Below are 15,705 nucleotides of genomic sequence, written 5' to 3'. Positions count from 1 at the left end.
ATGAATTCTTCCTTTGAATCTCTGATTGAACAGTATCCCTTACCCATTGCCGAACAGTTGCGCCACTGGGCGGCCCGTTATGCCTCGCGAATTGCCGTCGTTGATGCAAAGGGGTCGTTAACCTACAGCGCGCTTGATGCACAAGTTGACGAACTTGCCGCAGGTCTGTCATCACTGGGTTTGCGTTCGGGGGAGCATGTAATTGTGCAGCTTCCCAACGACAACGCGTTTGTTACCCTGCTGTTCGCCTTGTTAAGACTGGGCGTTATCCCCGTGCTGGCGATGCCCTCGCAACGGGCGCTGGATATCGACGCGCTGATTGAGCTGGCGCAACCCGTCGCTTACGTTATTCACGGGGAAAACCACGCAGAGCTGGCCCGACAGATGGCGCACAAACACGCCTGCTTGCGTCATGTTCTGGTCGCTGGAGAGACCGTGAGCGACGATTTTACGCCGCTCTTCTCCCTTCACGGTGAGCGACAGGCATGGCCGCAGCCTGATGTTTCCGCCACCGCGTTGTTGTTGCTCTCAGGCGGCACAACCGGCACGCCCAAACTCATCCCGCGCCGACATGCCGACTATAGCTATAACTTCAGCGCTTCTGCTGAACTGTGCGGCATCAGCCAACAGAGCGTGTATCTCGCCGTCCTCCCGGTGGCGCATAACTTTCCGCTGGCCTGCCCCGGTATTCTGGGAACGCTTGCCTGCGGCGGAAAAGTGGTGCTGACCGACAGCGCCAGCTGTGATGAGGTGATGCCTTTAATCGCGCAGGAAAGAGTGACTCACGTCGCCCTGGTTCCGGCGCTGGCGCAATTATGGGTGCAGGCCAGGGAGTGGGAAGACAGCGACCTTTCGTCGCTGCGCGTCATTCAGGCAGGCGGCGCCCGGCTCGACCCGACGCTTGCTGAGCAGGTTATCGCCACCTTTGACTGTACCCTGCAACAGGTTTTCGGTATGGCGGAAGGCCTGCTCTGTTTTACCCGGCTGGACGATCCGCATGCCACCATTCTCCACAGCCAGGGGCGCCCGTTGTCCCCTCTGGATGAAATCCGCATCGTTGATCAAGACGAGAACGACGTCGCGCCGGGCGAAACCGGGCAATTGTTAACGCGCGGCCCTTATACCATTTCGGGCTATTACCGCGCCCCTGCCCACAATGCGCAGGCCTTTACCGCGCAAGGGTTTTACCGCACAGGCGACAATGTCAGGCTGGATGAGGTGGGGAACCTGCACGTTGAGGGACGCATAAAAGAGCAGATCAACCGCGCCGGAGAAAAAATAGCCGCGGCTGAAGTGGAATCGGCACTGCTGCGTTTAGCGGAAGTGCAAGATTGCGCGGTGGTCGCCGCGCCGGACACGCTGCTTGGCGAGCGGATTTGCGCGTTTATCATCGCGCAGCAGGTGCCAACTGACTATCAGCAGTTGCGTCAACAACTGACCCGTATGGGGCTCAGCGCGTGGAAAATTCCTGACCAAATCGAGTTTCTGGACCACTGGCCGCTCACCGCCGTCGGCAAGATAGACAAAAAACGCCTGACGGCTCTCGCCGTCGACCGTTATCGCCATTCTGCCCAATAAGCGCAAACCGACCCGAAACAGGTTGAAATAAACCCGTTTCGGGTAGCACCACTATTAGAAATAGTTATCATTTTCAATTCACCATTGTCGGTATTTTTGGCGTTTCGCCGTCTTACAGGGACTCACAACAATGAAAATGACACGGCTTTATCCTCTGGCCTTGGGGGGATTATTGCTCCCCGCCATTGCTAATGCCCAGACTTCACAGCAAGACGAAAGCACGCTGGTGGTTACCGCCAGTAAACAATCTTCCCGCTCGGCATCAGCCAACAACGTCTCATCTACTGTTGTCAGCGCGCCGGAATTAAGCGACGCCGGCGTCACCGCCAGCGACAAACTCCCCAGAGTCTTGCCCGGGCTCAATATTGAAAATAGCGGCAACATGCTTTTTTCGACGATCTCGCTACGCGGCGTCTCTTCAGCGCAGGACTTCTATAACCCCGCCGTCACCCTGTATGTCGATGGCGTCCCTCAGCTTTCCACCAACACCATCCAGGCGCTTACCGATGTGCAAAGCGTGGAGTTGCTGCGAGGCCCACAGGGAACGTTATATGGCAAAAGCGCTCAGGGCGGGATCATCAACATCGTCACCCAGCAGCCGGACAGCACGCCGCGCGGCTATATTGAAGGCGGCGTCAGTAGCCGCGACAGTTATCGAAGTAAGTTCAACCTGAGCGGCCCCATTCAGGATGGCCTGCTGTACGGCAGCGTCACCCTGTTACGCCAGGTTGATGACGGCGACATGATTAACCCCGCGACGGGAAGCGATGACTTAGGCGGCACCCGCGCCAGCATAGGGAATGTGAAACTGCGTCTGGCGCCGGACGATCAGCCCTGGGAAATGGGCTTTGCCGCCTCACGCGAATGTACCCGCGCCACCCAGGATGCCTATGTGGGATGGAATGATATTAAGGGCCGTAAGCTGTCGATCAGCGATGGTTCACCAGACCCGTACATGCGGCGCTGCACTGACAGCCAGACCCTGAGTGGGAAATACACCACCGATGACTGGGTTTTCAACCTGATCAGCGCCTGGCAGCAGCAGCATTATTCGCGCACCTTCCCTTCCGGTTCGTTAATCGTCAATATGCCTCAGCGCTGGAATCAGGATGTGCAGGAGCTGCGCGCCGCAACCCTGGGCGATGCGCGTACCGTTGATATGGTGTTTGGGCTGTACCGGCAGAACACCCGCGAGAAGTTAAATTCAGCCTACGACATGCCGACAATGCCTTATTTAAGCAGTACCGGCTATACCACCGCTGAAACGCTGGCCGCATACAGTGACCTGACCTGGCATTTAACCGATCGTTTTGATATCGGCGGCGGCGTGCGCTTCTCGCATGATAAATCCAGTACACAATATCACGGCAGCATGCTCGGCAACCCGTTTGGCGACCAGGGTAAGAGCAATGACGATCAGGTGCTCGGGCAGCTATCCGCAGGCTATATGCTGACCGATGACTGGAGAGTGTATACCCGTGTAGCCCAGGGATATAAACCTTCCGGGTACAACATCGTGCCTACTGCGGGTCTTGATGCCAAACCGTTCGTCGCCGAGAAATCCATCAACTATGAACTTGGCACCCGCTACGAAACCGCTGACGTCACGCTGCAAGCCGCGACGTTTTATACCCACACCAAAGACATGCAGCTTTACTCTGGCCCGGTCGGGATGCAGACATTAAGCAATGCGGGTAAAGCCGACGCCACCGGCGTTGAGCTTGAAGCGAAGTGGCGGTTTGCGCCAGGCTGGTCATGGGATATCAATGGCAACGTGATCCGTTCCGAATTCACCAATGACAGTGAGTTGTATCACGGTAACCGGGTGCCGTTCGTACCACTTTATGGCGCGGGAAGCAGCGTGAACGGCGTGATTGATACGCGCTATGGCGCACTGATGCCCCGACTGGCGGTTAATCTGGTCGGGCCGCATTATTTCGATGGCGACAACCAGTTGCGGCAAGGCACCTATGCCACCCTGGACAGCAGCCTGGGCTGGCAGGCGACTGAACGGATGAACATTTCCGTCTATGTCGATAACCTGTTCGACCGTCGTTACCGTACCTATGGCTACATGAACGGCAGCAGCGCCGTCGCGCAGGTCAATATGGGTCGCACCGTCGGTATCAATACGCGAATTGATTTCTTCTGATTATTGTAAAAGGGATACCGAAAAGGTATCCCTTTTACACCACTAGTTAAAACCAGTAACTCAGCAAAGTCGCAAAAAATATTAATCCATAGTGATTATTTAAACAATGAAATTGCGATTAGGATAAATAGATTTAACTTTCTCGTTCCTTTCTCTCCTTATACTAAAGAAATAATCATATCAAAATAAAAATTCACAACAGTGCAACATTAAAAAATACAACCAACAAACAATCCTATATACAAGGCACATCTCCAGAATATAAAAGCACAGACAAACAACCTAAAAAAAAACCATACATATAAATTATTTTATAGGTAAAATAGATTATATATTCTCATAGCTACCACAAACTATACTAGCCTGAACTATATTTATTCTGCTGCAATCAATGCATACATAACACAAATATCACTCAGGTACACTACTCAAACCACGCTGGGATTTTTCCTCAAGTTATAATCATCACCCCGAAAATCATTCGGCATTTACTCATTAAATAGTCACCCCATAGGCCTGTACATGTTTACTCAGAAATATACATCCTTTTCTCTGTCATAAACCCTCTGATTAATCATAGATAAATACTTGTGACACCAATCTTTTTCCTTAAAGGAACGAATTGTTGTGTAGAAGGAGATAATATTATGTCAAAAAAATATCAGCCTTTGCTTATAACTCATTATATGTCAACATGGGTCACTATAACGGAAGCAGTTGAGATCACTACCAAAGCCATAAAACAAAAAATTACTCCTAGCGATATTTATCGTCATGCCTTGAGTGGCAACATCCTACTATCGGTCTATTTCCAGTCTCCTGTGATACTTAAGAAGATACAAACTTTTAATGGAAAAATAAAATTCAGGCAGTTTGTGGGAGACCTACTTGATAAACTATGCATGCTTGACAGGGACGGTTTTATTTATGGTCAAAATTTAAGACTCTGTACAGAAGCCAGATATATTTGTCCTGTGCAACAAATTATAGATACCCCCCTGTTACGCAAACTCAACCAGTTTCGTACGTTTGTTCGTAATGTCCGCCCGGGTGATGAACTGGATGTCCCGGCACAAGTTAGTGAAAAAAATTTAACCCCGCCGCCGGGTAACAGCAGTGGCAACCTTGAGCAACAGATAGCCAGTACTTCACAGCTAATTGGATCTCTGCTCGCCGAAGATATGAACAGCGAGCAAGCGGCAAACATAGCACGTGGATGGGCCTCTTCTCAGGCTTCAGGGGTAATGACAGACTGGTTAAGCCGCTTCGGTACCGCAAGAATCACGCTGGGCGTGGATGAAGATTTCAGCCTGAAGAACTCCCGTGACGGCAACCCTCGAAAATGGCGATTCGATGCAACAAACAGTGAACTATGTGCCGAACGTCACGAATGCTGAAATCACGCTGGCAGCCTCGAAGGATCCGGTGATTGCCGACAATAACGATCTCACGACACTAACAGCACCGTCGCTGATACAGAGGGCAATGCGATAGCCAACACTGAGGTAACATTTACTCTACCGGAAGATGTGAAGGCGAACTTCACGCTGAGCGATGGCGACAAAGCGGTTACTGATGCCGATGGCAAAGCGAAAGTCACGCTGAAAGGTACAAAAGCAGGCGCTCATACCGTGACAGCATCGATGGTTGGCGGTAAGAGTGAGCAGTTGGTGGTGAACTTTACTGCGGATACGCTCACTGCGCAGGTTAATCTTAACGTTACCGAGGACAATTTCATCGCCAATAACATTGGAATGACCAGGCTACAGGCAACAGTGACTGATGGAAACGGCAACCCAGTAGAAGGTATAAAAGTTAATTTCCGCGGAACCTCCGTCACGCTAAGCAGCACCAGCGTTGAAACGGATGATCAGGTTTTCGCTGAAATTCTTGTGACAAGCACCGAGGTCGGACTAAAAACAGTTTCAGCCTCTCTGGCAGATAAACCTACTGAAGTCATCTCGCGATTACTGAATGCCAAGGTAGATGTTAATTCTGCGACGATTACCAGTCAGGAGATACCTGAAGGTCAGGTCATGGTCGCACAAGACATAGCAGTTAAAGCTCACGTTAACGACCAGTTTGGCAACCCGGTGACGCATCAACCCGCGACATTCAGTGCAGCGCCATCCTCGCAAATGATCATCAGCCAGAATACGGTCTCTACTAATACGCAGGGAGTAGCCGAGGTCACCATGACGCCTGAAAGAAACGGCTCGTATACTGTAAAAGCATCCCTAGCGAATGGAGCTTCACTTGAGAAACAACTGGAGGCTATTGATGAAAAACTGACACTCACGTCCAGTCCGCTTATCGGTGTCAATGCTCCTAAAGGCGCTACTCTGACGGCAACGCTAACCTCTGCAAATGGCACTCCAGTGGAGGGTCAGGTCATCAACTTTAGCGTAACGCTAGAAGGTGCGACGTTAAGTGGCGGAAAAGTGAGAACCAACTCTTCAGGTCAGGCTCCAGTCGTTCTGACCAGCAATAAAGTCGGTACATATACGGTGACTGCATCGTTCCATAACGGCGTCACAATACAGACACAGACAACCGTGAAGGTTACTGGCAACCCAAGCACCGCACATGTTGCTAGCTTTATCGCTGATCCGTCGACTATCGCCGCCACCAACAGTGATTTAAGTACCTTAAAGGCAACGGTTGAGGATGGCAGTGGTAACCTGATCGAAGGTCCCACTGTGTACTTCGCCTTAAAAAGCGGCTCCACCACATTAACGTCATTAACAGCGGTGACCGATCAAAACGGAATCGCGACAACAAGCGTGAAAGGTGAGATAACGGGGAGCGTCACTGTAAGCGCAGTCACAAGCGCAGGTGGAATGCAAACAGTAGATATATCGCTAGTGGCAGGCCCAGCAGACGCCTCGCAGTCCATCCTTAAGAACAACCAGTCATCACTGAAAGGGGACTTTACCGATAGTGCTGAGCTACATCTTGTTCTGCACGATATATCAGGCAATCCGATCAAAGTTTCTTAAGGGATAGAATTTGTGCAATCAGGTACAAACGTGCCCTATATGAAAATTAGCGCAATTGATTACAGTCAAAATATCAACGGTGATTACAAAGCTACTGTTACAGGAGGCGGAGAGGGTATCGCAACGCTGATCCCCGTATTGAATGGTGTTCATCAGGCGGGTCTGAGTACCACGATAGAATTCATTAGCGCGGAAACCAGACCAATGACGGGTACAGTGTCAGTGAATAGTGCAAACCTACCGACAGCTTCATTCCCTTCGCAGGGATTTACCGGGGCGTATTATCAGTTGAATAATGACAACTTTGCACCAGGAAAAACGGCGGCTGATTATTCGTTTTCAAGCTCGGCCTCCTGGGTAGGCGTTGATGCTACTGGTAAAGTGACATTCAAAAATGACGGTGATAGCAATACTGTAATAATCACAGCGCCCCCAAGATCCGGTGGTGCTATTTACCAAACAGTTCCTCCTGAATCGCGTTCGGTGTGACTATGATCATTTTCGGTGAGTATTGCTTTGATCCAAAGGCTGGTTTTCTGTGATGATTGACCAGCCTCAGAGTATTGATGACACCACCGTTCATAACAGATCGGCATTACTATGCATAAGTACTGCCTCAAATTCTCGCCAAAACACTTTTTAATGCCTTTGCGAATTCATCCAGACTTATATTGTCAATTTTTTGCCCAACGACGACTGACTCCGAAACATCGGCCATTGCGGGCCATCGCGTTTTGTAATCAGCATAAATTGCAACAACAGGGGTATTATAGGCACTTGCCATATGTAATATTGAGGTGTCAGGAGTTATTGCAATATAAGCATCTTTTATGATTGCTGCTGAACGTTTAATCGAGGGTGATAAGGATAAACGGTAGACATTATTATAACAATCCACTAATGCCCTGGCTTTATCTTCCCCTTTGGGTCCATAAACGATCACTATTGGAATATCTGTTTCACTTTGAATTTTTGCTATTAGATTTTCTGCAATCGATAATGAAAATGTACGTTCCTGCGAGCTACCGTCTAAATTGAGCGCAATGTAAGATCCTAACGATCGCATTTCCTCGCGTACCTCATCGAGTACATCATCGCTTAATGGCAATTCATATATTGACCTGACTGCCGGAAAACCCGCCTCACGCATCATAAATGCCCATGTCATGGGTACAGGAGTCCGGAGATTCTGATCCATCCGGGACGCGTTCTTACACAAAGGGGAATAGCACTTCATGGTTAAACCGACGACCTGGAAATTCGTTTTTGCTTTCAACTGACTGATAAATATCATCGTTTTCAGGTTCTTTTTACGCATCGCCTCTATACAAAGATCCGGCGTACCGTATTGCAGTGTTATGTTCTTCGCTAAATCTTTTATTTCTTTTAATGTTGCGTGATCCTGCATAGTCATTGTGACTAATGTTAATTTAGTCTGTTCAAGTTTGAGCGCATTAAAGACTTCTAAATTAATTGTCGACGTAACAATTAATAGATGCTTAATTTTATGCAATTCAAGCGCCCGAATAACAGGAAAGATGGCCATAGCATCGCCAATCTGATCGGGAATATGTATGACAACAAAGTCTGTTTTTTCAATATTAAAATTATAAGCTTTATAATCGTAGTAACTAAATGCAATACGTCTCAACAATGATACTAAAAACATAACTAACCTCGCCTCCCTACTGGTTATAATGCAATGCAGTCTATCAGAATCATCAGGGTGCAATTTTGTGCATATGCGGACTTTTATGTTTCATATCTCGAACCTGTGGGCCCTCTGCTTAATCCTTAAACAACACCAGCAACTCCTGCGCTTTCATCTTCCATCGAATTTTTCATGTTGCCGCTAATCAGCCATAAAATCATTTGCAGATGCGCTCTGTCGAGGTAGTCTCATAAGGTTCGTTTATAGATCGACGGCAATGTGAGTTACCTTTTCCATACTAATTATAAAAAGACAGTACAAACAGGATCATTATGGACTCCACGCTCATCTCCACTCGTCCCGATGAAGGGACGCTTTCGTTAAGTCGCGCCCGACGAGCTGCGTTAGGCAGTTTCGCTGGTGCCGTCGTCGACTGGTATGATTTTTTACTCTATGGCATTACCGCCGCACTGGTGTTTAATCGCGAGTTTTTCCCGCAAGTAAGCCCGGCGATGGGAACGCTCGCCGCATTTGCCACCTTTGGTGTCGGCTTCCTTTTCCGACCGCTCGGCGGTGTCATTTTCGGTCACTTTGGTGACCGGCTGGGACGTAAGCGCATGTTAATGCTGACCGTCTGGATGATGGGCATCGCGACAGCCTTGATTGGTATTCTTCCTTCATTCTCGACCATTGGGTGGTGGGCACCTATTTTGCTGGTGACACTGCGTGCCATTCAGGGATTTGCCGTCGGCGGCGAATGGGGAGGCGCAGCGTTGCTTTCCGTTGAAAGTGCGCCGAAAAATAAAAAAGCCTTTTACAGTAGCGGTGTACAAGTTGGCTACGGAGTAGGTTTACTGCTTTCAACCGGACTGGTTTCATTGATCAGTATGATGACGACTGACGAACAGTTTTTAAGCTGGGGCTGGCGCATTCCTTTCCTGTTTAGCATCGTACTGGTACTGGGAGCATTGTGGGTGCGCAATGGCATGGAGGAGTCCGCGGAATTTGAACAACAGCAACATAATCAAGCGGCCGCGAAAAAACGCATCCCGGTTATCGAAGCTCTGTTACGACATCCCGGTGCTTTTCTGAAGATTATTGCACTACGACTGTGCGAGTTGCTGACGATGTACATTGTTACTGCCTTTGCACTTAATTATTCAACCCAGAATATGGGGTTACCGCGCGAACTTTTCCTTAATATTGGTTTGCTGGTCGGTGGATTAAGCTGCCTGACAATTCCCTGTTTTGCCTGGCTTGCCGATCGTTTTGGTCGGCGCAGGGTTTATATCACAGGCGCGTTGATCGGAACGTTGAGCGCATTTCCTTTCTTTATGGCGCTTGAAGCACAATCTATTTTCTGGATAGTTTTCTTCTCCATAATGCTGGCAAACATTGCGCATGACATGGTGGTGTGTGTGCAACAACCGATGTTTACCGAAATGTTTGGTGCCAGTTATCGCTACAGTGGTGCTGGAGTCGGTTATCAGGTTGCCAGTGTGGTTGGCGGTGGATTTACGCCTTTTATTGCCGCTGCACTCATCACTTACTTTGCCGGGAACTGGCATAGCGTCGCTATTTATTTGCTGGCTGGATGCCTGATTTCCGCAATGACCGCTTTGTTGATGAAAGACAATCAACGCGCTTAATAGCCTGGCGAAGATCATCCGATCTTCGCCTTACACTTTTGTTTCACATTCCTGTGACATACTATCGGATGTGCGGTAATTGTATGGAACAGGAGACACACATGAATAATAAGGGCTCCGGTCTGACCCCAGCTCAGGCACTGGATAAACTCGACGCGCTGTATGAGCAATCTGTAGTTGCTTTACGCAACGCCATTGGCAAATATATTACAAGTGGCGAATTACCTGATGAAAACGCCCGCAAACAAGGTCTTTTTGTCTATCCATCACTGACCGTAACCTGGGACGGTAGCACAACTAATCCCCCCAAAACGCGCGCATTTGGTCGTTTTACTCACGCAGGCAGTTACACCACCACGATTACTCGCCCTACTCTCTTTCGTTCGTATCTCAATGAACAACTTACGTTGCTGTATCAGGATTATGGTGCGCATATCTCTGTGCAACCCTCGCAGCATGAAATCCCTTATCCTTATGTCATCGATGGCTCTGAATTAACACTTGATCGCTCAATGAGCGCTGGTTTAACTCGCTACTTCCCGACAACAGAACTGGCGCAAATCGGCGATGAAACTGCAGACGGCATTTATCATCCAACGGAATTCTCCCCGTTATCGCATTTTGATGCTCGCCGGGTTGATTTTTCCCTCGCACGGTTGCGCCATTATACCGGTACGCCAGTAGAACATTTTCAACCGTTCGTCTTGTTTACCAACTACACACGTTATGTGGATGAATTCGTTCGTTGGGGATGCAGCCAGATCCTCGATCCTGATAGTCCCTACATTGCCCTTTCTTGTGCTGGCGGGAACTGGATCACTGCCGAAACCGAAGCGCCAGAAGAAGCCATTTCCGACCTTGCATGGAAAAAACACCAGATGCCAGCATGGCATTTAATTACCGCTGATGGTCGGGGTATTACTCTGGTGAATATTGGCGTGGGACCGTCCAATGCTAAAACCATCTGCGATCATCTGGCAGTGCTACGCCCGGATGTCTGGTTGATGATTGGTCACTGTGGCGGATTACGTGAAAGCCAGGCCATTGGAGATTATGTCCTTGCACACGCTTATTTACGCGATGACCACGTTCTTGATGCGGTTCTGCCGCCCGATATTCCTATTCCGAGCATTGCTGAAGTGCAACGTGCGCTTTATGACGCTACCAAGTTAGTCAGCGGCAGGCCTGGTGAGGAAGTCAAACAGCGGCTGCGTACAGGTACTGTGGTAACCACAGATGACAGGAACTGGGAGTTACGTTACTCAGCTTCTGCACTTCGTTTTAACTTAAGCCGGGCCGTAGCAATTGATATGGAAAGTGCAACCATTGCCGCGCAAGGATATCGTTTCCGCGTGCCATACGGGACACTACTGTGTGTTTCAGATAAACCGTTACATGGTGAGATTAAGCTTCCCGGCCAGGCTAACCGTTTTTATGAAGGCGCTATTTCCGAACACCTGCAAATTGGCATTCGGGCGATCGATTTGCTGCGCGCAGAAGGCGACCGACTGCATTCACGTAAATTACGAACCTTTAATGAGCCGCCGTTCCGATAATAAGTTATGAACCTTCTTATCAGAAATAGATGTGAAGGATTAAGTAAGACATCTGGCAAATAGCCTGCAATAAACGCGGGCTGTTTGCTTCCTTGGGCAGATGCGAGTTTTATTATCGTCTTAATGATTTCCACATATTAAAAGCAAGTATGCTTTCAAAACACAATTATAAAAAATCCCGCCAACAACATTAGTTTTTATAAAATTAAATATAAGATTATGGCTTTAGAATATTTTTATTTCTAATAGACGAGATTTTTCCTGTTATGATATAATATGCTGAATTAACACATGTTAACGATTTACCAGTAATGTAAATAAATTTTCGAGGAGATCATTCCAGTGGGACGTAAATGGGCCAATATTGTTGCTAAAAAAACGGCTAAAGACGGTGCAACGTCTAAAATTTATGCAAAATTCGGTGTAGAAATCTATGCTGCTGCCAAACAAGGTGAACCCGATCCAGAATTAAACACATCTTTAAAATTCGTTATTGAACGTGCAAAGCAGGCACAAGTTCCAAAGCACGTTATTGATAAAGCAATTGATAAAGCCAAAGGCGGTGGAGATGAAACGTTCGTACAGGGACGTTATGAAGGCTTTGGTCCTAATGGCTCAATGATTATTGCTGAGACATTGACTTCAAATGTTAACCGTACGATTGCTAACGTTCGCACAATTTTCAATAAAAAAGGCGGCAATATCGGAGCGGCAGGTTCTGTCAGCTATATGTTTGACAATACGGGTGTGATTGTATTTAAAGGAACAGACCCTGACCATATTTTTGAAATTTTGCTTGAAGCTGAAGTTGATGTTCGTGATGTAACTGAAGAAGAAGGTAATATTGTTATTTATACTGAACCTACTGACCTTCATAAAGGAATCGCGGCGCTAAAAGCAGCTGGAATCACTGAGTTCTCAACAACAGAATTAGAAATGATTGCTCAATCTGAAGTTGAGCTTTCCCCAGAAGATTTAGAAATCTTTGAAGGGCTTGTTGATGCCCTTGAAGATGACGACGATGTACAAAAAGTTTATCATAACGTCGCAAATCTCTAATTATATGTTAAAGAAATCTGTCTTTATGGCAGATTTCTTTAATCTCATATAATCCTTATAAAAATATAATGTTTAACTCGTCATATTGCTTATAAAAAATCCCCGTTCCCAGAGAAATAATATTTATTAAAATGGCAGGTCTTCTTTTTCTGATTACCGAAGACAAAGTGGCAATTACGTATAGTTTCCCGATAAAGACGCGACAGCTACATCCCGCATAAGGCATTTTTCTCTTTATCTTTGTACGGTACTTCATGGAACAGAATTTTTGACCTTGTGAATCGTGATGTCTGTTGGGGAGGGGCAATTTGCTCACTGAAGCGTGAGACTCGATTAAGCGCACGAAACACAGAAATCAAAAACCCGACCACTTTTTTACAAAGTGACCGGGTAAAAATAATTTTTATTTTTTAACTGTCCTGAGACTCATAGAGATGTCTCAAAACTAAAATTTGGCTCCTCTGACTGGACTCGAACCAGTGACATACGGATTAACAGTCCGCCGTTCTACCGACTGAACTACAGAGGAATCGTGTGAACGGGGCGCATATTAATGGCAGTGCATGGTGATGTCAAAGGGTGAAATGCATTTTTTTGTTTGTTTGCTGACAATTTCAACAAAGTGGTGAGCTTTCAATCTTATTGGGTAATGAACCATCGTGGTGCATACCCCCCTTTTATAGGGCAGGTGAATGCGACTGCTGATAAAAAGGGCCAATGACGAATCTATCATAATCTCTTATTTGACAGTTGGTTAGCTTGCGCATCAACGCTAAAATAGAACTGGCAAGCATCTTGCATTCTGGTTGTAAGTAATGGCGGCACTTGGGCCGATTCTTAAAAACCGGAGGCAACATGAACTTCAGACGCCTGAAATACTTCGTAAAAATTGTAGATATTGGTAGCCTGACCCAGGCTGCTGAAGTATTGCATATTGCACAACCAGCGCTCAGCCAGCAGGTTGCCACACTGGAAGGTGAGTTAAATCAACAGCTTTTGATTCGCACAAAACGGGGCGTTACGCCAACAGGCGCCGGAAAAATTCTCTATACCCATGCACGGGCCATTTTACGTCAGTGTGAGCAGGCCCAACTGGCGGTGCATAACGTTGGTCAGTCATTATCGGGGCAAGTCTCGATTGGCTTTGCGCCAGGAACCGCTGCGTCATCCATCACCATGCCCTTATTACAGGCGGTTCGCGCTGAATTCCCGGAGGTCGTTATCTATCTTCATGAAAATAGTGGTGCAGTGCTTAACGAAAAACTGATAAATCACCAACTCGATATGGCGGTGATTTATGAGCATTCCCCTGTGGCTGGGGTATCCAGTCAGGCTTTGCTGAGAGAAGATCTTTTCCTGGTAGGAACTCAAGATTGCCCGGGGCAAAGCGTTGATGTTAATGCTATTGCGCAAATGAACCTTTTTCTCCCCAGTGATTACAGCGCTGTTAGACTTCGTGTTGATGAGGCTTTTTCCCTACGGCGGCTCACGGCAAAAGTCATTGGTGAAATTGAGTCTATTGCCACGCTTACCGCAGCGATTGCCAGCGGCATGGGCGTTGCAATATTACCTGAATCGGCTGCGCGTTCGTTATGTGGCGCAGTAAATGGGTGGATGTCACGCATTACCACTCCTTCAATGAGTCTCTCTTTGTCCTTAAATTTACCCGCCAGAGCAAACTTGTCACCACAGGCACAGGCAGTGAAAGAGTTGTTAATGTCAGTGATTAGTTCTCCAGTGATGGAAAAAAGGCAGTGGCAATTGGTGAGCTAAGCGTTATATCGGGATGGAATAAGATGCGGGTTTTTATTATTTGTTATGCCGGGCATTAGACTTTAACAATAACGGGATATCTGAACTGCCCGGAGTTTACCGTGAATTTCCAACAACTAAAGATAATCCGCGAGGCTGCACGTCAGGATTACAACCTGACAGAGGTTGCGAATATGCTTTTTACCTCACAGTCAGGCGTTAGCCGTCATATTCGGGAACTGGAGGATGAACTTGGCATCGAAATATTTGTTCGACGAGGTAAGCGACTGCTGGGCATGACTGAACCGGGCAAAGCATTACTGGTCATTGCAGAACGCATTCTGAATGAAGCCAGTAATGTTCGTCGGCTCGCAGACCTGTTTACCAACGATACGTCTGGCGTTCTCACTATTGCAACGACGCATACTCAGGCACGTTATAGCTTGCCTGAGGTCATTAAAGCTTTTCGCGAACTTTTCCCGGAGGTTCGGCTGGAGCTAATCCAGGGTACACCACAGGAAATTGCGACGTTGTTGCAAAATGGCGAAGCTGATATTGGTATCGCCAGCGAGCGTTTGAGTAATGACCCGCAGCTCGTCGCCTTCCCGTGGTTTCGTTGGCACCATAGTTTGCTTGTTCCACTCGATCATCCCTTGACGCAAATTACACCGTTGACGCTGGAATCAATAGCGAAGTGGCCGTTAATTACTTACCGACAGGGGATTACGGGGCGCTCACGCATTGATGACGCATTTGCCCGCAAAGGTTTGCCGGCAGATATTGTATTAAGTGCACAGGATTCTGATGTCATTAAAACCTATGTTGCTCTTGGGCTTGGGATCGGATTAGTTGCCGAACAATCCAGCGGCGAACAAGAGGAAAAGAATTTAATCCGCCTGGATACGCGGCATCTTTTCGATGCTAATACTGTCTGGTTGGGACTGAAGCGAGGGCAACTTCAGCGTAACTATGTCTGGCGCTTTCTGGAACTTTGTAATGCAGGACTGTCAGTTGAGGATATCAAGCGCCAGGTGATGGAAAACAGTGAAGAGGAAATTGATTATCAGATATAGCAAAAAGCCCGCTATAAAAGCGGGCTTTTCAGAAATTTGGCTCCTCTGACTGGACTCGAACCAGTGACATACGGATTAACAGTCCGCCGTTCTACCGACTGAACTACAGAGGAATCGCTGTTGAGGCACATCTTAACGGCGAAAAATATTTTGTCAAACCCGATTTTTAAATTTCCCAACTGTTTGCCGTTTCTATCAACAGTTTGTTGCATTTGCAGACAATTTGTTGGCGAAAA

At 47.6% G+C, this 15,705-nt stretch carries 9 protein-coding genes, 2 tRNA genes and 1 pseudogene; 9 read left to right on the top strand and 3 right to left on the bottom strand.

Annotated elements, in window-relative coordinates; all coding sequences use genetic code 11:
* The 4 genes and pseudogenes from ybtE to HBM92_RS09475 all read left to right on the top strand — a co-directional run.
* Nucleotides 1-1,578 (top strand): yersiniabactin biosynthesis salycil-AMP ligase YbtE, encoded by a 1,578-nt coding sequence (gene ybtE, locus HBM92_RS09490; RefSeq protein WP_001088826.1) that lies wholly within the window; start codon nucleotides 1-3, stop codon nucleotides 1,576-1,578.
* A 130-nt stretch (nucleotides 1,579-1,708) separates the two neighbouring features.
* Nucleotides 1,709-3,730 (top strand): siderophore yersiniabactin receptor FyuA, encoded by a 2,022-nt coding sequence (gene fyuA, locus HBM92_RS09485; RefSeq protein ID WP_000784548.1) that lies wholly within the window; start codon nucleotides 1,709-1,711, stop codon nucleotides 3,728-3,730.
* 647 nt (nucleotides 3,731-4,377) lie between these two features.
* A complete protein-coding gene (locus tag HBM92_RS09480) occupies nucleotides 4,378-5,127 on the top strand; it encodes an inverse autotransporter beta domain-containing protein (protein ID WP_000039786.1) in 750 nt (249 codons plus the stop codon).
* Nucleotides 5,054-7,185, top strand: a pseudogene (locus tag HBM92_RS09475) (Ig-like domain-containing protein); the annotation flags it as partial. The gene HBM92_RS09480 and the pseudogene HBM92_RS09475, both read left to right, overlap by 74 nt.
* A gap of 160 nt (nucleotides 7,186-7,345) precedes the next feature.
* Here the strand turns inward: HBM92_RS09475 and HBM92_RS09465 are convergent.
* A complete protein-coding gene (locus HBM92_RS09465; protein ID WP_000480495.1) occupies nucleotides 7,346-8,398 on the bottom strand; it encodes a glycosyltransferase family 9 protein in 1,053 nt (350 codons plus the stop codon).
* A gap of 314 nt (nucleotides 8,399-8,712) precedes the next feature.
* Between HBM92_RS09465 and shiA the strand changes: the two genes are divergently transcribed.
* From shiA to HBM92_RS09450, 3 genes are all read left to right on the top strand, one after another.
* Nucleotides 8,713-10,029 carry a shikimate transporter gene (gene shiA / locus HBM92_RS09460; RefSeq protein WP_000378562.1) on the top strand — a complete coding sequence of 439 codons (1,317 nt, stop codon included), beginning with the start codon at nucleotides 8,713-8,715 and terminating at the stop codon, nucleotides 10,027-10,029.
* Between the two features lie 101 nt (nucleotides 10,030-10,130).
* Nucleotides 10,131-11,585, top strand: coding sequence for an AMP nucleosidase (gene amn / locus HBM92_RS09455; RefSeq protein ID WP_001060232.1), 1,455 nt, complete (start codon nucleotides 10,131-10,133; stop codon nucleotides 11,583-11,585).
* Between the two features lie 342 nt (nucleotides 11,586-11,927).
* Nucleotides 11,928-12,644, top strand: coding sequence for a YebC/PmpR family DNA-binding transcriptional regulator (locus HBM92_RS09450; RefSeq protein ID WP_000532923.1), 717 nt, complete (start codon nucleotides 11,928-11,930; stop codon nucleotides 12,642-12,644).
* Nucleotides 12,645-13,097: 453 nt separating this feature from the next.
* Here the strand turns inward: HBM92_RS09450 and HBM92_RS09445 are convergent.
* A tRNA-Asn gene (locus HBM92_RS09445) sits at nucleotides 13,098-13,173 on the bottom strand.
* 326 nt (nucleotides 13,174-13,499) lie between these two features.
* Between HBM92_RS09445 and nac the strand changes: the two genes are divergently transcribed.
* Nucleotides 13,500-14,417 carry a nitrogen assimilation transcriptional regulator NAC gene (gene nac, locus HBM92_RS09440; RefSeq protein ID WP_001011492.1) on the top strand — a complete coding sequence of 306 codons (918 nt, stop codon included), beginning with the start codon at nucleotides 13,500-13,502 and terminating at the stop codon, nucleotides 14,415-14,417.
* Between the two features lie 101 nt (nucleotides 14,418-14,518).
* Nucleotides 14,519-15,469, top strand: coding sequence for an HTH-type transcriptional regulator Cbl (gene cbl / locus HBM92_RS09435; protein ID WP_001011024.1), 951 nt, complete (start codon nucleotides 14,519-14,521; stop codon nucleotides 15,467-15,469).
* 37 nt (nucleotides 15,470-15,506) lie between these two features.
* On the opposite strand, the gene HBM92_RS09430 is transcribed toward cbl, so the two are convergent.
* A tRNA-Asn gene (locus HBM92_RS09430) sits at nucleotides 15,507-15,582 on the bottom strand.
* Between the last annotated feature and the right edge of the window lie 123 nt (nucleotides 15,583-15,705).

Source organism: Escherichia sp. E.sYA108 (assembly GCF_011754335.1).
Lineage (GTDB): Bacteria > Pseudomonadota > Gammaproteobacteria > Enterobacterales > Enterobacteriaceae > Escherichia > Escherichia coli.
This window is presented reverse-complemented; position numbering and strand designations above follow the sequence as displayed.

What these genes read in the sequence shown, in the direction of transcription:
- ybtE (WP_001088826.1), top strand. Translation starts at nt 1, where the DNA reads ATGAATTCTTCCTTTGAATCTCTGATTGAACAGTATCCCTTACCCATT.
- fyuA (WP_000784548.1), top strand. Translation starts at nt 1,709, where the DNA reads ATGAAAATGACACGGCTTTATCCTCTGGCCTTGGGGGGATTATTGCTC.
- HBM92_RS09480 (WP_000039786.1), top strand. Translation starts at nt 4,378, where the DNA reads ATGTCAAAAAAATATCAGCCTTTGCTTATAACTCATTATATGTCAACA.
- HBM92_RS09465 (WP_000480495.1), bottom strand. Translation starts at nt 8,398, where the DNA reads ATGTTTTTAGTATCATTGTTGAGACGTATTGCATTTAGTTACTACGAT.
- shiA (WP_000378562.1), top strand. Translation starts at nt 8,713, where the DNA reads ATGGACTCCACGCTCATCTCCACTCGTCCCGATGAAGGGACGCTTTCG.
- amn (WP_001060232.1), top strand. Translation starts at nt 10,131, where the DNA reads ATGAATAATAAGGGCTCCGGTCTGACCCCAGCTCAGGCACTGGATAAA.
- nac (WP_001011492.1), top strand. Translation starts at nt 13,500, where the DNA reads ATGAACTTCAGACGCCTGAAATACTTCGTAAAAATTGTAGATATTGGT.